This window comes from Hominiventricola filiformis (genome assembly GCF_020686965.1).
In the GTDB taxonomy this organism is placed as follows: domain Bacteria; phylum Bacillota; class Clostridia; order Lachnospirales; family Lachnospiraceae; genus Hominiventricola; species Hominiventricola filiformis.
Genome location: NZ_JAJEPS010000005.1, coordinates 163,645 through 182,812, shown reverse-complemented (window position 1 = coordinate 182,812; position 19,168 = coordinate 163,645). Strand labels below are relative to the sequence as shown.

The window sequence follows — 19,168 nt, the reverse complement described above, 5'->3', positions numbered from 1 at the left end:
GAAGGAGGATCTTCGTTATGGGTAAAGTTATCACCGTCTGGGGAAGCCCCGGCAGCGGCAAATCCATGTTCTGCTGTATTCTGGCCAAAGCCCTGACCCGGGACAAGCGGAAAGCCATCATTATCAATGCCGATATGAATGTCCCTATGCTGCCGGTCTGGCTACCGGAGCAGATCATCCAGACCAATACCTCTATCGGCCAGGTTTTGAGCAGTGTGGAGATTGATACATCTCTGGTCGCCAGTCATGTGACAGTGCTGAAAAACTATCCCTTCATTGGGATGATGGGCTATGCGGCAGGAGAAAACCCGCTGAGCTACCCAGAGGTCAAATATACCATGGTACTGCAGCTCATTCATGCTGCCGCCAAACTGGTAGATTTCGTCATTCTGGACTGCAGCACCAGCATGACCAATGTGTTCACTCCCGCCGCCATTGAAGCCGGCGATGTGGTCATCCGTATCCTCACCCCGGACCTAAAGGGCATCAACTACCTGAAAGCCCATCAACCTCTGCTTGTGGACGAGCGCTTCCGGTTTTCTGAGCATATGACATTCGCCGGTCTGGCCCGTCCCTTCCACGCCTTGGATGAAATGGGCTATATCATTGGCGGGTTTGACGGCCTGCTTCCCTACAGTAAGGAGATCGACCGCTGTGCTACCGAAGGCGGTATGTTCAAGGCTATCACCTACTGTAACCCCAAATACACTGCTTCACTGAACAAGGTACTGGAAATTCTGGAGCAAATGGAACTGGCCGAACAGTCAGAGGATGATGCAGCGTATGAATGTGAGGAGGATGCCGATGAGTAATTTGAATGATATATTCTTCACACCGGCCGCCAATCAGGAGCTGACCTATGACCAGGTACTGGAGGATGTACAGCGGTATTTTGCCGAAAACCATGCCTCCACCATTGCTGAAGCTGGGGAAGGCAATGCAGAGCGTGCCACAAGCCTGCTGAAAGAACTGATGGAACACTACATTGTCAAACGCAAATATGCCCTTGACGGGCTCTCTACAAAAGAACTGTGTTCCAAGCTCTATGAAGACATGGCCGGCTACTCCTTTTTGAAGAAATGGATCTATAAGCCTGGTGTTGAGGAGGTCAACATCAACGCCTACAACGACATTGAAGTGATCGAATCCAGTGGGCGCAGTATCAAGATCTCTGATAAATTCAGTTCGCCCCAGCACGCCATCGATGTGATCCGCCGAATGCTCAACGCCTGCGGCATGGTCATTGATGATACTATGCCCAGCATTGTGGGATTTCTGGACAAAAACATCCGTATTTCAGTGGACAAAACTCCCATTGTGGATGCAGATGTAGGCGTCAATGCCTCCATCCGTATTGTCAACCAGCAGACCGTCAGTGAAGAAAAACTGCTGAACTCCGGCAGTGCCACCGCTGAAATGCTTCACTTTCTGACTGCCTGTATACGATATGGGGTGTCCGTCTGCATTGCCGGCTCCACCGGCTCCGGCAAGACCACGATCATGGCCTGGCTGCTGTCCAATGTGCCCAATAACCGGCGCCTTATTACCATTGAAGAAGGCAGCCGCGAATTTGATCTGGTCAAGCGGGATGCACAGGGCAATATCCTCAATTCCGTGGTACATCTGCTGACCCGCCCCAGCGAGAACCCTGCGCTGAACATCAATCAGGATTTTCTTCTGGAGCGGGTGCTGCGTAAGCATCCGGATGTCATCGGTGTAGGTGAAATGCGGTCAGCGGCAGAAAGCCTGTCCGCAGCCGAAAGTTCCCGCACCGGCCATACCGTATGTACCACCATCCACTCCAATTCCTGCAACAGTACTTACCGCAGGATGATGACCCTTGCCAAACGCAAGTACAACATGGATGACTCCATCCTCATGCAGATCATGGTAGAGGCGTATCCCATCATCGTCTTTACCAAGCAGCTGGAGGACCGTTCCCGTAAGATCATGGAAATCATCGAGGGCGAGGACTACCAGGACGGGCGGTTGATCGCCCATTCCCTATACAAATATGAAGTGGAGGACAATGTAACTGATGACCGTGGTGAAACCCGTGTGGTGGGGCACCATAAAAAAATCGGCTTGATCTCCGATTCCTTGAAGAAAAGGCTGTTGGACAATGGCATTTCCAACAAGGAATTGGAAGAATTCATGCAGCCGCCAAAGGAGGTGGGTTAATTGCAATGGATCTATCTTATCTGTTTTATCCTGCTCAGTGCTGGGCTTTTGGCTCTGTTTGGTGTGAAGCCGGGTGATTTTATTGACGCCCTCTTCCGCTCCCAGCGAAAATCCGCCACCTTGTCTGATGAACTGAATGTTCTTCTGGGCACACCAGCCAAGGGTTTTTTTAATCAGGATTACGAACTGAAACAGATCTTGAAGGGTACCGGACGGGCGGACCGCTATGAGGCAATAAAACGACTGTCCCTGATTCTGTTCGCTGTGGGGGCTGTGCTGGCTCTTTTGATTGGGAATGTGTACATGGTGCCCATTCTGGGTATCGGTTTTTCCCTTATACCGATCTGGTATCTGCGCAGCACTGCCGCCAGCTATAAAAAGCATCTGAATGAAGAACTGGAAACCGCTATTTCCATCATCACGACTTCCTACCTGCGCACCGAGGATCTGATCCGTTCTGTCAAGGAAAACCTGCCCTATATCAATGAGCCGGTAAAAGCCAACTTTGAAGCCTTCGTTTATGAAGCGGAATTGATCAATGCCAACATCACCAGTGCTATCAACAGCCTGAAGATGAAGATTCCCAACCGGGTCTTCCATGAATGGTGCGGTACCCTCATCCAATGCCAGTCCGACCGCAGTATGAAGAATACCCTGCCTACCATCAACCAGAAATTCTCCGATGTGCGTGTGGTGCAGTCGGAACTGGAGGCAATGATGCAAGGACCGCGGCGTGAAGCCATCACCATGATATTTCTGGTTATCGCCAATGTGCCGATGCTCTATTTCTTGAATGAGGATTGGTTCCACACCCTTATCTTCACCACACCGGGCAAAATTGCACTGGCAATCTGTGCAGCCATCATCCTGTTTGCGCTGACCCAGATTATGAAACTGAGCAAGCCCATCGAATATGGAGGTGATAGCGTATGACCTTTCTGGCGCTCATCGCCATCATCTTCTTCGGTTTTGCTGTCTACAACCTGACCTGTGCCTTTGTGGACATCCCGACCAAGAAGACCTCACAAATGATGATGCTCTCCCGCAAACAGCAGGGCACCAAAAATGAAAAGCTGCTTGATGTCTATGTGACAAAAATCGCCGGTTGGATCGCCCCTTATTTGCGGCTGGACCGGCTCAAGCGCAATAAGGTGCAACGCGCTCTGGACATTGCAGGTCTGCAGCTTACCCCGGAGGTCTATACAGCCAGAGCCTGGGTAACTGCAGGGGCAGTTGGCCTGTGTGCCATCCCCATGGCATTTCTTATTCCGCTGCTGGTACCTATTTTGATTGGCCTTGCGGTAGCGCTGTGGTTTTCAACCTACTATGCAGCCTTTGATTTTGTTAAAAAGCGCCGCAAACTGATCGAGGGAGAGATCCCCCGATTTGCTTTGACCGTCGGCCAGAGCCTTGAAAATGACAGGGATGTACTTAAAATTCTGACTTCCTACCGCCGTGTGGCTGGGAAAGACTTCGGCGCCGAGCTGGATCAGACCATTGCTGATATGAAGACCGGCAACTATGAAAATGCCCTCATTCGATTTGAAACCCGCATTGGCAGCCCCATGCTGTCCGATGTGATCCGTGGCCTGATTGGTGTCCTGCGCGGCGATGATCAGCGGATGTACTTCAAAATGATTACTTTCGATATGCGCCAGATCGAGCAGAACAATCTGAAGAAGGAAGCTGCCAAACGTCCCAAAAAGATTCAGCGTTACTCTATGATGATGCTGATTTGCATTATGATTATCTATCTGGTGGTGCTCTGTACCGAGGTTATGAGTTCGCTCGGGGCGTTCTTTGGCTAATTGGTATCCGACCCGGTACTTCCGGGCGTTTTCATACCTGCTCCTCATATGGAAGACAAATACACAGGGAGGTGAGCGTTTGTACCCAAGCGATTTTCCATAGCGACAGGCACATTATTTCCATTGGTCCTAACTGAGCCGGTCTGTTTCATCAGCCCGGCTTCATTTTTTACAGGAGAATGCCTATGCCCAAAAAGAAATTTTATCCGCCGAATGATACCGGCACCAAAAAACGCCGATTTCGTTGCTTGCTGTTCCAGCGGCCTAAAGCATATCCGAACCGGCCCCGTTCCAACAAAAACAATCTGATCAAGCCTATCCGCCGCGCTTAACAGACGGTGGACTTGATATACCTACCCAACCACAAATCAAACACATAACAGGAGGTTAACCATGAGAAAATTCACGACCCGTATCTATACCAAAGCCAACTATCTGCTCAACCGCGGCCGTATGGCATTGTCCAATCAGCGCGGCGATTTTTACATTTCGGATGCCGTCAAGATCATTATCGCCGTAGTTTTGGGTGCGCTGCTCCTGGCGGCTCTGACCCTCATCTTCAACGATACGGTCATCCCCCGCATCACTGAAGAGATTGAAAGTCTGTTCTCCTAAGCACCAAATCAGGGGCCAGTTTGCAGAACTTCTGCAGCTGGCCCCTTTTTTATTTGCAGATAACGACTAATGGAGGTGAAAGCATGAATCAAAAACCGTGTCAGTTCTATTCCTTTCTGCAGGCAGTCCGGGGTAACTGGCGCAACGCCCTGTTCATCCGCTGCAGCGGTTCACTTTGTCCAATGATCCGGCAGGCATCCTGTGAGGGGTTCCTGATGGCAGCAGACGCAGGCTGTCAGCCGATCTTTCTGTCCGTCCAGACAGTGCGGAAGCTGAGTGGAGAAGCAGTGGACCCCGAAGAATGCTCTGCAATTCTGGAGTGCCGCTCGTTCCGGACTGCTTATACCAAGTTTCTGGAATGGCATACCTCTTCGGACCATGTATGTCCGTTTTTACAGCTATGCCCAGACCGGGATACCTACTTCGGATGATTCTGCCTGTTAAGACGCAATGCCGCCGTCATCGGCGCGTAATGGAGGTGATTTTATTGAAACAAAAGCAAATCAAATGTCCTTATTGTCATGCTCACGCTTCTCTTCGGCCTGCAAGCCTTGTGTATGGATCTACTCCACAGACCAGAGGAAAATTCCTGTATGTCTGCGACAGATGGCCGGCCTGCAATGCCTATGTCAGTGCTCATGAGCGCACATTGCTCCCCATGGGGACACTGGCGAATGGCGATCTGCGCCACAAACGCATTCTGGCCCATCGTGCCCTAAAAAAACTGCAGCAGGACTGCCATATGGAAAAATGGGAGGTCTATATCTGGCTGCAAGCCAAACTGGGGCTTGATGCACACCAGACCCACATCGGCCAGTTTTCCGAATATATGTGTGAGCAAGTCATTTCCCTCTGTCAGCAGGCTCCGGCGTACACATCCGGGCGTGCTGCCTGAACGGAGGTGAAGCCTGATGAAGCAAAACTTTAAGCTTACCAAAGACCAGCAGACACTGGTAGAAAAAAACCTATCCATCGTTCACTGGGTCATTGTCAACAACATCCATGTAAATCCCGGCATCTGTGGTCTGGAGTACGGAGATCTGTTTCAGGAAGGATGCCTGTGGCTCTGCAAGGCCGCTTTTACCTACAATGCCGGACAGGCGCAGTTTTCAACCTACGCCAAAAAGGTTGTGAAAAATGGACTCCTCTCCTACTGCCGAAAAATCTGTAGTCAGGGGCGGCACATCAGTCGGCTGATCATCGGAGAACAGGGCGAGCTGGCCGCAGATGGAGAGCAGGTAGACCAGCCGGATGACCATTTTGACTCCCACCTTTCTCGTCTGGAGACCCTTGATCTGCTGGAAGCCAGCAAACAGAACTATCAGGGCGTTGCCAGACTTGGCATCGAAGCACTGGCGCTGAAGGTTCAGGGAATGCGCATTACAGACATCGCCGCCCTCTATCAAGTCCCTCCTTCCCATGTGGGCGCCTGGATCTCCCGCTCCCTGGAAAAACTTCGCAATGACCCTGACTTTTTAACCTGCCTGCTTTGATCTGTTGAAAATCAGCATCAATAACAGTAAGGGATATGTATAAAAAGGAGGTATCGAAATATGGCAATCAAAACCCTATACACTGCGGTCGGCCGGTTTGAACGAAGGACAAACGGCTGCAACCGCAGTTGTCCAATCATCCTGTTAGGCGGTCAGGAGTACATGGCCGATATGCAGGAAATGGTGATTTGGAGCATGCTCAACTGGAGAATCCTGCGCTGGGATGACATCGCACAAGAATACGAAAAGCTAGCCACCGCATCCGGTTACTGTACCGAGCGTTCTTGGGAAGACTGTACAAACCGACTGCTTACCCGCGGTCTTCTGGTATCCGGCAGCGGTGAAACAGAATACGATGCTCTGTATGACCTGCTTGGTTCGCTCAGCATTATCCCAACCAGCGGACCGTTCTTCCTCCGGCTCGCCTCTTTTGTCAAGCTGACGCTGCTGGCACATGTTCCGGTATCCGCTGCGCGGAAACTGTTCCAGAAAGATAAACGCACCAAATACGAAGTTCTGGTCATGCGCCTTGCCGGCCAAGCCCTGCTCTCCACTGCAGAGATCATCAAGTGCATAGATAAAAATATTTCCCGCCTCCCCAATGAATGTGCGCTTTTGGATTCCCTCTACGGAGATGAAACGACCACCAGTGACAACATTGCCAGCATGGTCAAAATCAGCCAGAGCAGCAAGCCAGTGACATTAGCCGTTGCCAATCTTTATCTGCGGCAGCAGATTATCTTTGAGAGGGTATGAGCATGATGAAACAATGGACTCTTTTTCCCACCGTATTGCAGCGAAAGTTTCTGCTCACTCTGCTGGCCGGAATCGCCAGTGCGGGAATCAGCGTCATCATCTGCGTGGCGACTAAAGATCATATCCTGCTGGCATTGGGGATTGTCGTACTCTGCGCCTGTCTTATATCCTGTCGATGGATCTGGGCGACTGCAGCACATAAGAACTACGAGGTAGTGGAAGGCATCTGCGCCGGTATCAGTACACCTATGCTCCGCCACTACCGCAAAGTACATCTGATAGACAGCCATGGTATAGAGATCACACTGCTTCTCAGTAAATCGGCCCGGCTTAAAATAGGCGCACCCTACCGATTTTACTTTCAGAAAGGGGCGCGGCCTGCCGTGGGAAATGACTATCTGGACGCAGCCCTTTCAACGAACAGCTTTTTGGGCTATGAAGCAATCAGCGAGCCGGAGTAACATCCCGATCCGTCCTCTGAATCCTAAAAATGCGAGGTGGTTTTGAGCCACCTCGCTTTCTTAAAGGGCATTTTGCAAATCACAATGACCAACGCCTGATTTCCTTATATTTTGCAGAATACATTCCTTCTGTCCCTATTTATTGGGTAGATCAAGGAAAGGAGGGTTTCCTATGTATAAGCCCCATACCATCGAACAATATAAAGTCTATCGCTTTCTGGAAGAAAACTTTGCGCTGGAGCATTTCCTGCTCGCTCCTTTGTCGCGCTTCGGACTGATGCTGGAGGACAAAACCGGTGAAAAAATCGCGTTTGCCTTTCTCAATGACTGTGTACAGGAAATACCTATACCAGCTCCAGCTGCTCCAGAAACAGTAATCGCTTTTCTAAAGCAATTCCGCAGCCTTACGCCCCGCCCAGTCGTCCATGACTTTGAAGCGCTGACCCGCTGGTGGCTGGACAATCCCAACCCGCTTACCTACCAGCAGGCACTTGGTATGTCCGATGATCTCTACCACCATTTTCTGTCCCATCCTTTGATCAGTGAAGATGACGCCCTTCGGCTGGCACGCAAAGGACTCGTTACCGAATCGGAATATAATGACCTGCAGCTATGGTATTTCAACGGCCATACAATGTCCTGCTGGTTTGGTCCTCTGGGAGTAGATGGCACCGGAAGCCTATACGGCCTGACCTTTGACTATCAAACGGCATCCCCAACAAAGACTCAGTTCTACCTATTGGATGACTACTACCGCGTTATGAACCATCTTACAGAGTAAAACCTTTTCAACTACTACATATCGTACTTGTCGCTGGCTATAAATCTATATATAGTGTTTTACATCTTGACAGGCACAAGATGCAGTGCTATACTGTATCTGTAATTGATTTTTGTGCGTATCCCATTTGGGAATACAGGTCTTTTTGATCTGTACCGTAGGCCAAAAGCCTGCATTGCACACGCTGTTAAGTTTGTATGCAAGTGTCAGTGATTTTTTGCGCCCTTTTAGGGTCGAAAAACTGCTGGCACTTTTTTATATAGATAATAATGCCAATGGCAGAAAGGAGTGTTATGGCACAGATTTTTGTGTTCGGGCGCGTCATGAACGACCTCGTACCCAAAGAAAGCCAGTCCAAACAAAGCTATGTATGCTTTGATCTGATGGAACGCACCAAAAACTGGACGCAGTTCTATCAGGTGTGGGCCTGGGATGCAGATGTCACCCGGCTCATGCAATTCAAGGTCAAAAAAGGCAGTATGATCTGGCTTGCCGGCTCACAGCGGCTGGTAGATGTTCGCATGAAGGACGGCAAATTGGAAAAGAAACTGAAGGTCAGTCTAAATGACTTCGGTTTTCTCCCCAAACAGCCCGCCGCGGCGAACAGACAAGAGAATGACCCGGACATTACGGCGGAACCCGCACTGCCTCCCGCGGAGGTATTGGACGGTGACCGTGAATCCCTGCCGGAGTAGTTTACTTCGGCTCCTAAGAGGGACCGTATCAAGTTTTTCAGAATGAAACTGAAAGCTTGGTGCGGTCCCTCTTTTTTTGTTTTCCAACAAATTCAGAAAAAAGGATGGTATCAAACATGAATAATGACAGAGGACTTTTGAGTGGCAGCATCACGATCCTGATTGGTGCGGTCATCGCAATTATGGCTCTCGTGCGCAGGCCCTGGCAGATCTGGCTGCTGCTGGGCGTTTTCACTCTCTGGGGACTGTGGGTAGTTTTGATCCTGCTTCTCCCCTATATGCAGCAGGCCCAACGGCGTCGCCAGCGTCAACAGCGCACCAGACAGCTCCATGCAGAAGGCATCCAAACACGAAGTTTTGAGATTCCTGACTTGGGCGGCACCAACTCCGATGACCTTCTGGTGCGCCACACCAACCATCGTATTCTGGCATATCTGCGCTCCGCTTATCCGCAAGCCACCTTCGAGTGGTGTGAAAAGCAGCCGGAGCAGCTGATCCGCAATGGCGGTACCGGCCGAATCCGTGTGTTTGGCATTGACGAGTTTGATCACGCCGATGTGACACTGGATCAGAACGCCAATATCAAATGCGATATGGTCAAAATCGTTCCGCTGTCCAAGGTCGGCGGAGAAACTAACGAGGATGATGCAACACCTCCGAACAGGCAGCCTGTTGATCCCCGTATCTGGTATGAAACGCAAGGACGCTCTGTACTGGAAGCACTGATCTCCGACCTTAATTCCCGTGGGCACAGTAAACTGACGCTTCGGGAAGACGGTGATATCTGCATTGAGCAGGGCGAAGATGCTGTTTCTCAGGAGCATCTGAACAACTTTCCCCAGAAGGTCTACTGGCCCCGTCTGGCAGAGGTTCTGGAAAGCAATGGTCTGGCCGCTGAAGTCACTGCCCAGGGCATTCAGGTGTCCTGGTAATGCTTCTGCTGCCAAGGAACACAGAGAAAGGAGTGAACTTGACGAATGAAATCAGGACTTACCATCGTGGAAATGGCACAGCAGATTGAACGCCAATCCAAACTCAAGCAAGACTATTTGCTTGATACCCGTCGGCTTCAAGTAGAACCTTTTGGTTCTCAACTTTATCTCCACACCTTTGATGACCACGATGACCCACTGGTGGAGCCACTGGAGATCAACCAGATCGCCCATCGGCAGATCGGCACACATCTGAAGATTCCGGCTGCTTACTATGACCGTATGCTTTCCGATTATCCGGAACTGCTGGCGGAGAATGTGAATTCCTGGTTCCAGCGGGAACCGACCCAGCGTATGGTCCGCACCCTGGATGGCACTGTACGGGCGTTTTTGAGCAACCGCTATCGCCGCATTGACAACCTGGACATTGCAGAAATCGTCCTTCCTGTCATTCAGCAAATGGAGGACGCCTATTTTGAAAGCTGCCAGATCACGGACAGCCGTATGTACATCAAGGTAGTCAACAAGCGGCTTGAAGCCGAAGTTGTACCCGGTGACATCGTGCAGTCCGGCGTTATCATCAGCAATAGTGAGGTTGGACTGGGTTCCGTCAACATCCAGCCTTTGGTCTATCGGCTGGTATGCAGTAACGGCATGGTTGTCAACGATGCCCAGACTCGCCGTACTCACATCGGACGGGTCAATGAGGCAGACGAAAACTTCCAACTGTTCTCACAGGAGACATTGGCCGCTGATGACCACGCATTTGCCATGAAGATCAAGGATACCGTGATGGCCGCCGTGGATGAAACACGGTTTACACGGGTAGTCGGCATGATGCGTGAAGCCACAACCGTCCAGATGAATACCACTGATATTCCCAGTGTTGTCCGTCTGGCAAGCAAGGATTTCAATATCACCGAGGAAGAAAGCACCGGCGTTCTGCAGCGTCTGATTGAAGGCAAGGATCTGACCCTCTATGGGCTATCCAATGCCGTAACACGCTTTAGTCAGGATGTGGACAGCTATGACCGCGCCACTGCCCTGGAGGGGATCGGATACAATATCCTGTCCATGCCCCGGCAGCAGTGGAACCGTATCAATCAGATGGCCGCCTGACCATCTGCAACCATCACATTTTTAAGGAGGAACCACTATGTATAATCAGAACAGCGATTTGATGAAACAGGAAAAATTCATGCTCCCCACTATGATCGAAAGCGATTTCAGCGCCGAGGAACTGGCCGAGGACGCCGATGGTCTGCAGATGAGCTTTCCGCGTGTCAAGATTCCCGCCGGCGGCACACTCCAGTTCGAGATGCCGTCCGATGATCCGGACAATCCTGACTATGAAAAGACTCTGGTAGGCGTCATTCTGCATAGCCACGCCACCTGCGCCTACTGGCCGGCCGGCAGCGAGTACGATGACGATACCACGCCGCTTTGTTCTTCTGCGGATGGCAAGATCGGCATCGGTACACCCGGCGGTGCCTGCGCCACCTGCGCAATGAACCGCTTTGGTTCTGCACCTGATGGCAGCAAGGGAAAAGCCTGCAAAAATATGCGTATACTCTACCTGCTCCGCAGTGGAGAGTACATGCCTCTGCAGATAAATCTGCCCCCCACCAGCATCAAACCTTTCAAAGACTTTTTGAATCGAGCTTTTATGTTCCGCTGCCGCGCCACCTGCGGAAGCATCGTGCAGATTGGTCTCAAGCGTGAGAACAACGGCACCAATGACTACAGTGTTGCTACCTTCAAACTGCTGCAGGATTTCCAGGGCGAGGAACTGGCTCAGATCCGGGCTTACGCCAACAGTTTTAAGGAGCAGATCAAACTCCTGCTCCAACAGCGTACCGAAATCACTGAGGAGCAGCGCGACACCGGCTGCGATTATGTAATCGAGCCTGGCGCCATGACCAACGAGCCGGCAGACGGTCACTATACTGTCAGCCAGATCAATGGTGACTGCGAGCAGCTGCCCGCATAAGTATCTTGATGTGACCTGCGCCACATGACACATGAACAAAGGGATGCCTTCGGTTGAACACACCGGAGGTATCCCTCTTTTTTTATTTAAGGAGGAAAATACAATGTTATGTGAAGTACCATTAACCAAAGAACAACAGGCATTTGCCACCGCCCATCATAGCCTGGTCTATAAGTTTCTGAACGAAAACCGGTTGCCAGAAGATGAATTTTACGATGTAGTCATTTTCGGCTATCTGAAAGCCGTTCGGGATTACTTTTCTGATCTCACCGCACAACAGTTCACTTTTTCCACCATCGCTAATCGGAGAATGAAATTCTGCTTATTCGATTACTTCCGTACCCAGGAGCGCCGCAAGCGCAATATGGAGGTTCTCAGTATTCATGTCGGATTATATCCTGATGGTGCACCTTTAGAAGATACCATTCCTGCCCATGACCCAATCATGCAGCAGTTGGAAATGGATCTTCTGCTCCACGAACTGGCCGGCAGAGTATCCAAGCAGCAAATGGATATTGTGCATCTGAAACAGGGCGGCTATGGTATCCGTGAGATTGCCCGCACCCAGAAGGTTCCTATGCGGCGCATTAAAGAGCTTCTGGCCGAAGTCCATGATGTGCTGTTGGACATTTGCTATGGGTAAACCCATTACAGATACGAAATACCCTTACATCCACATTTTCAAAAAGATTGGAGGTCAAACCGAATGAAGAAAGAAAAGAAACAGATCGTTTTGAATGGTTCTCTGCTACGTCCACTGTCTGTTGGGCGGGGTGCGCTTCTGCACGCCGGAGGAAACATCTACCACACTTCGCGTGTGGTGGCGATTCTGGAGGAGTCGGAGGATTGCGTCCGTTTTGAAACGCAGAACTCCCACTACCATCTGTCCATGTCCCCTTTTCCGCTGGCGGCTGTCAGTCCGCTCCCTGTGAGATTGGCCGCATGTGCGTGAAGGGACTGTAAATGGATTGGAACAGCCGGCTCCCGCTGACTATTCCACAAGTTCTGGCCGTGGCGGATACCATTCCGTCACGGCTCTTTTTATGGAGGAACAAAATGAACGAAGAAATCATGAATGAAATTCAACCAGTCCGCCCCAAAGACCAGTTTACCTTTTCCTGCCGTCAATGCGGGGCGTGCTGCCGCAATATCGAAGGCTGTGTAATGGTGGAGAGTCTGGACGCCTACCGCCTGGCTCGCTATCTCCGAACAAAAGGTGAGCCCATTGAAGGAATAGAGGATTTCCTGTTCCGCTACTGCGAACCGGAACCACTGACCGAAGAAGGCTTCCCTATCTATATGCTCAAGACAAAAGCCCCAAACGGCCCCTGTATCTTCCTTATGGATGGGCGCTGTTCCGTCTACCCTGCCCGTACCCGTACCTGCCGTATCTATCCTCTTACCGTAGGTCCAGGGGAGCGTGGCCGTGATTTTGAATACTGCCTGTGTCTGGACCGGCACCGGAGCCACTTTACCGGCAGCCGGGTATCCGTCAAGGACTGGTTGTATCAGAATTTTAAGAGGGAAGACAAAGAATATGTAAAGCGGGAATATGAGATCGCCACCGAACTGGGCAAACTGATGCGCGCCATTGACCCTGACATGCGGCAGGGCATTGTATTCAAGGTGATCTACTACCGCTATTACAATTTTGATTTAGACCAGCCTTTTCAGCCTCAGTATGAGCAGAATAACCGGCACCTGTTAGCAGACCTGCACCGGATTGCCAGGGAACAGTAAAAGGCAAATGGCTTTTAGAAAGGGGGCCTCATTTTATGAATTTACACGAAACAGCAATGGGGCAAAGATTTTTTAATGTTCAGCTCCCTGCACTGATCAACACACTCAAAGATATTGCGGCGGCGCTTTCCCGCCCTGCACCATCTGCTATATCCTTTCCGGCAGACCCACGCTTTCTCACTTCGCTCTATTATGGCGAATATGAAGCAGATGTGTTCAAGCTTGATAAACGCCTCACACCTTTTAATCAGGCAGTACAACAGAAAGAAAAAGCTCTGCTCCCGCTGCTCTCCAACGAGGCATCCATCGCTTTTGAACAGTATCAGACTGCGGTACAATGCCGCAATTCTGCTGTATTGGAGCAGGCATACGCCTCTGGTTACCGTACCGCTGTGCAGATGTTTGCGGCAGGCTTAGGCCCACAGCCGCCAATACCGGAACATGAGGAGGATAGCAATGGATGAGAACAGACTGCCCGAACTGCCCCAGGAAGCTTTTCGGCCAATGATCGCACAATCAGTCCAACTGGAACAGTTTTTGGGGGAAGAACTGATTTTTTGCTTTCGGGATCTTGATGGCGTCCATACCTTTACTACCTGCTATGGCGATATCTACAAAACAGTCAACGCACTGCGGGATTATGTCCGGCTTCTGGAATCGGTGTGCGATCAGTGGGAGCTGACTGGATTCCATCGTGCTACCTATGAGTACCATGCAGAAAAGCTACGTAAAATTGCGGACAAGCTGCAAGCTGGTATCGGCTACGACTATGACAAAGCCGTGGAACGATGCAAAAGAAAACGAGCCCAAAAGTCCCACAGCAGCGATGTCGGGGAAGATGCCCTTCTGCTGACGGTACGGGCTGCCGACAAGTCCACTGACAATGAAAAGGAGGCTGCGCCTTATGAGGAAGATACCCCTTGGGAACCTGAACTCGAATAACCCTATAAAAACATCTGTTAAAAAGTATCATGCAAACGTTGCCCGGCAATCTTCCAGAGAACGGAACCGATTGCTGGCCTGCAAGAGCTTTGCGTTTACCCACGCCAATGTGCATGAGCACTGCCGCCACTTCCGGCGCGGATAACCGCCCGGAAGTTACCCACGGAGGATGCCTATGGAACGAGATGAACTACGCACCACTTTAGTGAACCATCTGGAAACCCTGCGGCGCAATCTGCAGGTCGTATCCATGGAGGTGCTGAAAACCAAGTACAAAAAACCATTTGATGCCTTGCGGCAAGACATCTGTAAAGCCGCTACCGCCTATACCCGCTTTCTGGTATTTGACGGTATGCGGATCAAACACAAATACTTTGATGAGGCCGTACCCTATATAGATGCAGCTGTGAAGCAAACCAAGCGGCTCAAACAGATCTCAGATGCTGCCTTTCAGCGCCAGGATATTGACGAGATCGAATCCCTCGCCCTTGCCCTGCGCAAAGAGATAGAAGCAGCTCTGCAGCCCTTCTATATGGGACATATGTGCCTTTATGTGACGCCGGAATGCTTTGACGACCCGCCCAAGACGCCGGAAGTCTACAACGATGCAACCGCCTGCGTCTGGCGGGATGGTACATGGCAGCTTCTGGAGGATACCAGCAATGGGTTCCTACTCTTTGTTCAATCCAAATCCAAGGAGGAAGCTGCCGCATGAAAAATACATCTCAGCAATATCTAAACAGCGAAGCACACGGTTATCTCATGGAGGCCAAAGCCTGCAAGCTTTTGCTCAAAGACTTGGAGCGCATCCGCGCCAAGCTCAAGCGGCACATCGAAAAGGAAGCCGCAGACCGCGAGGCAGAATTTGAAGCAGCTATGCAATACCATAGCGAAAGCGACATCCAGGAAGCCTACGGCTGGGAATTCATCAGCGAACAGCAATATGAGCGCTATCTGGAATTGTTTCGTCAGGGACGCAAAGCACTTGACGAACACAGCCCCACTGTTACAGAACTGGCTCTCTCCATCCTGAACCGCATCTTTCTGGATATTGATAGGGACTGCCGCCAATGCGAGTTTGAAGCCCTGTCACCGGAAGAACAGCTTGCCGAGTTGAAGCGTGCTGAAGAATCCAGACAGGCATGGAAGCAGTATATCGCCAGTCTGAAGGAAATGATCAACCCCTCCGCTGCGCAGGAATGACCCTTAAAATCGCTACTGAAATTTACTTTGCAGACTGCCTACTTGCAAAATCAGATTTTTTCGGCTAAAATAGGTATATAATAATATATCAGCCGAAATTAAGAAAGGAGGAACGCCTGTGTATATCACCCGACACATGGAGAAACCGGTGATGGAGCTGAATGAACAGTATCCTGTGCTTCTGCTTACCGGCCCAAGGCAGGTTGGAAAAACTACCATGCTGGAACATTTGATAGAGGTCGAGGGCAAGGGGCGCAAAAAGGTCTCTTTGGATGATCTGACGCTGCGGGAACTCGCCAAGACGGACCCAAAGATGTTCTTTCAGCTGTATCAGCCGCCGCTGCTCATTGACGAAGTGCAATACGCACCGGAACTGTTCCCATATATCAAAATCATGGTAGATGAACGCCATCAGCCCGGCGATTTCTGGCTGACGGGTTCTCAGCTTTTCAAGATGATGGAGGGCGTACAGGAATCTCTGGCAGGCCGGGTGGCTCTGCTCCACCTCTCACCGCTTTCCCAGAGTGAGATCATGAAACGGCCTCCTGAACCACCGTTCAGCCTGGAGCTGCCTCTTTTGTCCGAACGGCAGAACGGACGCCAAATGCTGAACACGCCAGAGGTCTTTCAGCATATCCATCAGGGCGGGATGCCTGCCCTGGTCACAGGAACCTATTCCAATGCCTCCATCTTCTATTCCAGTTACATTGACACTTACATGGAACGGGATGTGCGGCGGCTGTCCAATGACATTGACAGCTTGAAGTTTTTGCGGTTCCTGCGTTCTGTTGCCGCCAGGACTTCCCAGCAGGTCAATTACAAGGGCATTGCCGATGATGCGGAGATCGACCAGACCACAGCCAAAAACTGGCTTCATGTTCTGGAGGCGCTGGGGATCATCTTTTTATTGGAACCCTATTCCAATAATGTCCTCAAACGCACCGTATCCACACCCAAGCTCTACTTCTACGACTCCGGCATTGTCTGCTACCTGACCCGTTGGAGCAGTCCGGAGACAGCCATGGAAGGAGCCATGAGCGGCGCACTACTGGAAAACTATACCGTAGCGGAAATCATCAAGACCTATCAGAACGCCGGCCAGGAGCCATTCCTGTACTATTACCGGGATAAGGATGCCAGAGAAATCGACCTGATCCTGGAGCGTGACGGAAAACTGTTTCCCATCGAGATCAAAAAGATGGCCTCGCCGCCAAAGAAATTGACGAAGGTATTTGACCTGATCGACAAGTCCCCACTGCAGCGCGGCACTGGTGCTATCCTGTGCATGGCTGACCAGTTGGGCGCTTTTGATCAGAACAATCTGATCGTGCCTATCTCTTTGATTTAACGAGGAACCCTGCCGCATTACCTGCGGCTTATAACCGAAAGGATCGACAGACTGCATTTAGCGGCCTGCCGGTCCTTTTTTCATTTAGGAGGAAACACCTGATGATAAAACGACAAATATCTTTTCTGTTTGAAGATCCCGGATTCTGTATAGATGTATTCTGCACCATTGCAGAACCGGTACGCTACTACAACCGGGATACCGAAAGCGGCGCATGGTACAGCTCTACACCGGACTGGAATGAAAATGGCAGTCTCATCCGGGAAGACCTCATCTTTGAAGTGATTGCAGATGGCGTAGTCTGTGCACTGGACGGCAATGGTAACTTTGAAGGCAAGAAACCCTTCGTACCTTTCTGCCAATTCCGCCAATCGCTGGTGCAGTCCGTTCATACACAATATCCGCACCTGCAGAATCAGGAAGCACTAAGGGAAAAGCTGCTCTCCCTGCCGGATGTCATAGAAACGGTTGGGCATGGTTGGTACTGGGAAAACTGGCTCTTTGCCACCGATTTTGAGAACACCGTTGAGGAAGCCGTAGACTCAGCTGAATGGCTAAATAGTCAGTTCCACATTCTGGCTGTCCGCTATACCCACAAGCCCACCGGCTTTGTGTTTACCAACTACCGTTTCCGGGACAAAAGAGCCGAAGCCAAATCTTCCGGACATGACCTACTGCTCTATGACTGGAAAGACCAATGACCACACTGCGTCAAAAAATGCAGCAACTATACACAAGGAGGATGCAAAATGAAAATCCACGAAGATCGTTCTCATATGAATATTGATACCAGATGGTTTGAAAAAGGCTATGTCAAAGAAGATGTCCACTCCCTGCGCCTGCAGTCTCTATGCACCGAAGCAGAGGCAGCAGCCAACAAACAGTTTTACGACAGCCACACCCGCGAAGAATGGGATCAGTATATCCGCCAAGCAAGTTTGGAGAGCAGCGCAGCAATGAAACCCGTCATGGAAGCTATCGCACAGGACTTTGTCTGCTACCAGTATGACGAAAATATCCCTGTGTCCTATGGCAGCGACCGATGGGACCTGTACTTCTGGTGTAATCCCTTTAACGGCGCCGCAGACGCATCCGAACGGGATTTCTCATATTTCACGCTGACCTTTAACGAGCGTCAGACGCTGGAGAAACGAAAAAAAGTCTGTCAACAGGTGCTGGAGCTCCTATGCTCACGCTTTCAGGAGCATCCCCATCTCCATGTAGCCGTACAGTATTCCATATGGTTTGACCATCCGAAGATCCACGATGCGGTGGAGCGCGCAAAGCCCCGTCTGCATGGGCTGCGCTGTATCCAGGAGCAAAAAGAAGGAAAGCTGCTCCTGCAGGACGGTACCCTGCTCTTCAAGCCAAAATACGCAAAGAAATATGCCCGCACGCTGAGCCAGAGCCAGATTCTGTCCCTTAGTTGGGAACTGGGCGTGGAGGACGAAGAACCTGATACCGATGCGGCACCTGTTACCTTGCCTTACAAGAAATTTGGCGCCACGCACCCCATCCAGCTGCAGGTGACTTCCTACCTGAATGGAAACCTTGCCATACAAATGGTGACATGGGAAAGCGGCGACCCGGAACCCTGGGCGACTCTCACCGTCAACCTGCCCGGCCAACGGCAAAAAGACCATGCCTTTATCGACACCAATGCCGATTCGGAATTTCCCACCTGGCTCATCCGACATGGTCTGGCTATCCCAACCGGCCGCACCATGCAGAGTGGGTTCTGCACCTATCCTGAATATCGTTTTCGTGCCAACCGGCTGCAGGAGCTGGACCCGGAAGGGTATGCAGGCTACCTGAAAAACTTTGAAAGGCGGTGCAGCGCATGAAATATAAGGCAATTTATGATGTACTGAATGAAAGGCGGCAGACTACCCCCGGTTTCTGTTACCATGACCGCAGCGGCTGGCGTGCTTACCCCCAGACCTACATGACCATGCAGTGCCCTTTATGGATTATTGCTGAAGATGCTGCCACGGGCAGGCGTCTGTGGATCACTCAGGAGGGCACCCGATTTAGCATTTCCATTCGAAGGATGGATGAACAGCGGCACAACTATGGCCCTACCTATCGCATTACTTGTGAAAACAGGACAAAGCTGGCTCAGGTTCTGCGCTATCAGTTCGAGTCAAAAACTTTGGCTGTGTAGCTGACGATGACCAGAGAGGAACTGCATTCCTCTCCCTGCTCCGGTTTCCTTGTCCGGAA

The 19,168-nt window shown here is 50.9% G+C and carries 27 protein-coding genes; all 27 read left to right on the top strand.

Going from position 1 to position 19,168, the window contains the following annotated elements:
• Positions 1 to 17 precede the first annotated feature (17 nt).
• The 27 genes from LKD36_RS07365 (at position 18) to LKD36_RS07235 (ending at position 19,109) form a co-directional block, all read left to right on the top strand.
• On the top strand, positions 18 to 812 hold the full coding sequence (locus LKD36_RS07365; RefSeq protein WP_003499635.1) for a hypothetical protein: 795 nt from the start codon (positions 18 to 20) through the stop codon (positions 810 to 812).
• Positions 805 to 2,181 (top strand): CpaF/VirB11 family protein, encoded by a 1,377-nt coding sequence (locus LKD36_RS07360; RefSeq protein ID WP_003499636.1) that lies wholly within the window; start codon positions 805 to 807, stop codon positions 2,179 to 2,181. The genes LKD36_RS07365 and LKD36_RS07360 overlap by 8 nt, the downstream gene beginning before the upstream one ends.
• Positions 2,182 to 3,114: a type II secretion system F family protein gene (locus LKD36_RS07355; protein ID WP_003499637.1), complete on the top strand. Its 933-nt coding sequence runs from the start codon at positions 2,182 to 2,184 to the stop codon at positions 3,112 to 3,114.
• On the top strand, positions 3,111 to 3,989 hold the full coding sequence (locus LKD36_RS07350; RefSeq protein ID WP_050624192.1) for a hypothetical protein: 879 nt from the start codon (positions 3,111 to 3,113) through the stop codon (positions 3,987 to 3,989). Before LKD36_RS07355 ends, LKD36_RS07350 begins: the two co-directional genes overlap by 4 nt.
• Positions 3,990 to 4,174: 185 nt before the next feature.
• Positions 4,175 to 4,321: a hypothetical protein gene (locus LKD36_RS07345; RefSeq protein ID WP_006873413.1), complete on the top strand. Its 147-nt coding sequence runs from the start codon at positions 4,175 to 4,177 to the stop codon at positions 4,319 to 4,321.
• A gap of 61 nt (positions 4,322 to 4,382) precedes the next feature.
• Positions 4,383 to 4,604 (top strand): DUF6133 family protein, encoded by a 222-nt coding sequence (locus LKD36_RS07340; RefSeq protein WP_003499639.1) that lies wholly within the window; start codon positions 4,383 to 4,385, stop codon positions 4,602 to 4,604.
• An 83-nt stretch (positions 4,605 to 4,687) separates the two neighbouring features.
• Positions 4,688 to 5,035 (top strand): hypothetical protein, encoded by a 348-nt coding sequence (locus LKD36_RS07335; protein WP_003499640.1) that lies wholly within the window; start codon positions 4,688 to 4,690, stop codon positions 5,033 to 5,035.
• A gap of 56 nt (positions 5,036 to 5,091) precedes the next feature.
• Positions 5,092 to 5,499, top strand: coding sequence for a zinc-finger-containing protein (locus LKD36_RS07330; protein ID WP_243139228.1), 408 nt, complete (start codon positions 5,092 to 5,094; stop codon positions 5,497 to 5,499).
• Between the two features lie 16 nt (positions 5,500 to 5,515).
• Entirely contained in the window at positions 5,516 to 6,097 is a 582-nt protein-coding gene (locus tag LKD36_RS07325) for a sigma-70 family RNA polymerase sigma factor (RefSeq protein ID WP_050624190.1), read from the top strand.
• Between the two features lie 60 nt (positions 6,098 to 6,157).
• Complete coding sequence (locus tag LKD36_RS07320; protein ID WP_003499643.1) at positions 6,158 to 6,853, top strand: hypothetical protein; 696 nt, start codon at positions 6,158 to 6,160, stop codon at positions 6,851 to 6,853.
• 2 nt (positions 6,854 to 6,855) lie between these two features.
• Positions 6,856 to 7,314, top strand: coding sequence for a hypothetical protein (locus tag LKD36_RS07315; RefSeq protein WP_308459193.1), 459 nt, complete (start codon positions 6,856 to 6,858; stop codon positions 7,312 to 7,314).
• Between the two features lie 172 nt (positions 7,315 to 7,486).
• On the top strand, positions 7,487 to 8,095 hold the full coding sequence (locus LKD36_RS07310) for a hypothetical protein (RefSeq protein ID WP_003499645.1): 609 nt from the start codon (positions 7,487 to 7,489) through the stop codon (positions 8,093 to 8,095).
• Between the two features lie 293 nt (positions 8,096 to 8,388).
• Positions 8,389 to 8,790 (top strand): single-stranded DNA-binding protein, encoded by a 402-nt coding sequence (locus LKD36_RS07305; RefSeq protein ID WP_003499646.1) that lies wholly within the window; start codon positions 8,389 to 8,391, stop codon positions 8,788 to 8,790.
• 116 nt (positions 8,791 to 8,906) lie between these two features.
• Positions 8,907 to 9,722, top strand: a complete 816-nt coding sequence (locus LKD36_RS07300; RefSeq protein ID WP_003499647.1) for a hypothetical protein — start codon at positions 8,907 to 8,909, stop codon at positions 9,720 to 9,722.
• Between the two features lie 117 nt (positions 9,723 to 9,839).
• Positions 9,840 to 10,841: a DUF932 domain-containing protein gene (locus LKD36_RS07295; protein ID WP_243034108.1), complete on the top strand. Its 1,002-nt coding sequence runs from the start codon at positions 9,840 to 9,842 to the stop codon at positions 10,839 to 10,841.
• Positions 10,842 to 10,878: 37 nt separating this feature from the next.
• Positions 10,879 to 11,712 carry a hypothetical protein gene (locus tag LKD36_RS07290; protein WP_003499649.1) on the top strand — a complete coding sequence of 278 codons (834 nt, stop codon included), beginning with the start codon at positions 10,879 to 10,881 and terminating at the stop codon, positions 11,710 to 11,712.
• A 103-nt stretch (positions 11,713 to 11,815) separates the two neighbouring features.
• Complete coding sequence (locus LKD36_RS07285; RefSeq protein WP_003502011.1) at positions 11,816 to 12,355, top strand: hypothetical protein; 540 nt, start codon at positions 11,816 to 11,818, stop codon at positions 12,353 to 12,355.
• 63 nt (positions 12,356 to 12,418) lie between these two features.
• Complete coding sequence (locus LKD36_RS07280; protein WP_003502009.1) at positions 12,419 to 12,664, top strand: hypothetical protein; 246 nt, start codon at positions 12,419 to 12,421, stop codon at positions 12,662 to 12,664.
• A 104-nt stretch (positions 12,665 to 12,768) separates the two neighbouring features.
• On the top strand, positions 12,769 to 13,452 hold the full coding sequence (locus LKD36_RS07275) for a YkgJ family cysteine cluster protein (protein ID WP_003502007.1): 684 nt from the start codon (positions 12,769 to 12,771) through the stop codon (positions 13,450 to 13,452).
• A 35-nt stretch (positions 13,453 to 13,487) separates the two neighbouring features.
• A complete protein-coding gene (locus tag LKD36_RS07270) occupies positions 13,488 to 13,916 on the top strand; it encodes a DUF6809 family protein (protein WP_003502005.1) in 429 nt (142 codons plus the stop codon).
• A gap of 40 nt (positions 13,917 to 13,956) precedes the next feature.
• The gene (locus LKD36_RS07265) at positions 13,957 to 14,394 is read left to right on the top strand and encodes a hypothetical protein (protein WP_270224393.1); all 438 of its coding nucleotides are present in this window, start codon (positions 13,957 to 13,959) and stop codon (positions 14,392 to 14,394) included.
• A gap of 175 nt (positions 14,395 to 14,569) precedes the next feature.
• Positions 14,570 to 15,109, top strand: a complete 540-nt coding sequence (locus tag LKD36_RS07260) for a hypothetical protein (protein WP_003502000.1) — start codon at positions 14,570 to 14,572, stop codon at positions 15,107 to 15,109.
• Entirely contained in the window at positions 15,106 to 15,597 is a 492-nt protein-coding gene (locus LKD36_RS07255; protein ID WP_227589412.1) for an adenylosuccinate lyase, read from the top strand. The genes LKD36_RS07260 and LKD36_RS07255 overlap by 4 nt, the downstream gene beginning before the upstream one ends.
• A gap of 118 nt (positions 15,598 to 15,715) precedes the next feature.
• Positions 15,716 to 16,945, top strand: a complete 1,230-nt coding sequence (locus tag LKD36_RS07250; protein WP_331465188.1) for an ATP-binding protein — start codon at positions 15,716 to 15,718, stop codon at positions 16,943 to 16,945.
• A 101-nt stretch (positions 16,946 to 17,046) separates the two neighbouring features.
• Positions 17,047 to 17,646, top strand: a complete 600-nt coding sequence (locus LKD36_RS07245) for a hypothetical protein (RefSeq protein ID WP_227589413.1) — start codon at positions 17,047 to 17,049, stop codon at positions 17,644 to 17,646.
• A 48-nt stretch (positions 17,647 to 17,694) separates the two neighbouring features.
• Positions 17,695 to 18,789, top strand: a complete 1,095-nt coding sequence (locus LKD36_RS07240) for a DUF4313 domain-containing protein (RefSeq protein WP_227589414.1) — start codon at positions 17,695 to 17,697, stop codon at positions 18,787 to 18,789.
• A complete protein-coding gene (locus LKD36_RS07235; protein ID WP_006874331.1) occupies positions 18,786 to 19,109 on the top strand; it encodes a hypothetical protein in 324 nt (107 codons plus the stop codon). Before LKD36_RS07240 ends, LKD36_RS07235 begins: the two co-directional genes overlap by 4 nt.
• The last annotated feature ends 59 nt before the right edge of the window (positions 19,110 to 19,168 follow it).

Coding starts and splice junctions, on each gene's coding strand:
- LKD36_RS07265 (WP_270224393.1), top strand. CDS start 13,957: ATGATCGCACAATCAGTCCAACTGGAACAGTTTTTGGGGGAAGAACTG.
- LKD36_RS07335 (WP_003499640.1), top strand. CDS start 4,688: ATGAATCAAAAACCGTGTCAGTTCTATTCCTTTCTGCAGGCAGTCCGG.
- LKD36_RS07280 (WP_003502009.1), top strand. CDS start 12,419: ATGAAGAAAGAAAAGAAACAGATCGTTTTGAATGGTTCTCTGCTACGT.
- LKD36_RS07245 (WP_227589413.1), top strand. CDS start 17,047: ATGATAAAACGACAAATATCTTTTCTGTTTGAAGATCCCGGATTCTGT.
- LKD36_RS07305 (WP_003499646.1), top strand. CDS start 8,389: ATGGCACAGATTTTTGTGTTCGGGCGCGTCATGAACGACCTCGTACCC.
- LKD36_RS07350 (WP_050624192.1), top strand. CDS start 3,111: ATGACCTTTCTGGCGCTCATCGCCATCATCTTCTTCGGTTTTGCTGTC.
- LKD36_RS07290 (WP_003499649.1), top strand. CDS start 10,879: ATGTATAATCAGAACAGCGATTTGATGAAACAGGAAAAATTCATGCTC.
- LKD36_RS07240 (WP_227589414.1), top strand. CDS start 17,695: ATGAAAATCCACGAAGATCGTTCTCATATGAATATTGATACCAGATGG.
- LKD36_RS07360 (WP_003499636.1), top strand. CDS start 805: ATGAGTAATTTGAATGATATATTCTTCACACCGGCCGCCAATCAGGAG.
- LKD36_RS07340 (WP_003499639.1), top strand. CDS start 4,383: ATGAGAAAATTCACGACCCGTATCTATACCAAAGCCAACTATCTGCTC.
- LKD36_RS07235 (WP_006874331.1), top strand. CDS start 18,786: ATGAAATATAAGGCAATTTATGATGTACTGAATGAAAGGCGGCAGACT.
- LKD36_RS07315 (WP_308459193.1), top strand. CDS start 6,856: ATGATGAAACAATGGACTCTTTTTCCCACCGTATTGCAGCGAAAGTTT.
- LKD36_RS07270 (WP_003502005.1), top strand. CDS start 13,488: ATGAATTTACACGAAACAGCAATGGGGCAAAGATTTTTTAATGTTCAG.
- LKD36_RS07255 (WP_227589412.1), top strand. CDS start 15,106: ATGAAAAATACATCTCAGCAATATCTAAACAGCGAAGCACACGGTTAT.
- LKD36_RS07325 (WP_050624190.1), top strand. CDS start 5,516: ATGAAGCAAAACTTTAAGCTTACCAAAGACCAGCAGACACTGGTAGAA.
- LKD36_RS07285 (WP_003502011.1), top strand. CDS start 11,816: ATGTTATGTGAAGTACCATTAACCAAAGAACAACAGGCATTTGCCACC.
- LKD36_RS07320 (WP_003499643.1), top strand. CDS start 6,158: ATGGCAATCAAAACCCTATACACTGCGGTCGGCCGGTTTGAACGAAGG.
- LKD36_RS07310 (WP_003499645.1), top strand. CDS start 7,487: ATGTATAAGCCCCATACCATCGAACAATATAAAGTCTATCGCTTTCTG.
- LKD36_RS07275 (WP_003502007.1), top strand. CDS start 12,769: ATGAACGAAGAAATCATGAATGAAATTCAACCAGTCCGCCCCAAAGAC.
- LKD36_RS07365 (WP_003499635.1), top strand. CDS start 18: ATGGGTAAAGTTATCACCGTCTGGGGAAGCCCCGGCAGCGGCAAATCC.
- LKD36_RS07345 (WP_006873413.1), top strand. CDS start 4,175: ATGCCCAAAAAGAAATTTTATCCGCCGAATGATACCGGCACCAAAAAA.
- LKD36_RS07300 (WP_003499647.1), top strand. CDS start 8,907: ATGAATAATGACAGAGGACTTTTGAGTGGCAGCATCACGATCCTGATT.
- LKD36_RS07260 (WP_003502000.1), top strand. CDS start 14,570: ATGGAACGAGATGAACTACGCACCACTTTAGTGAACCATCTGGAAACC.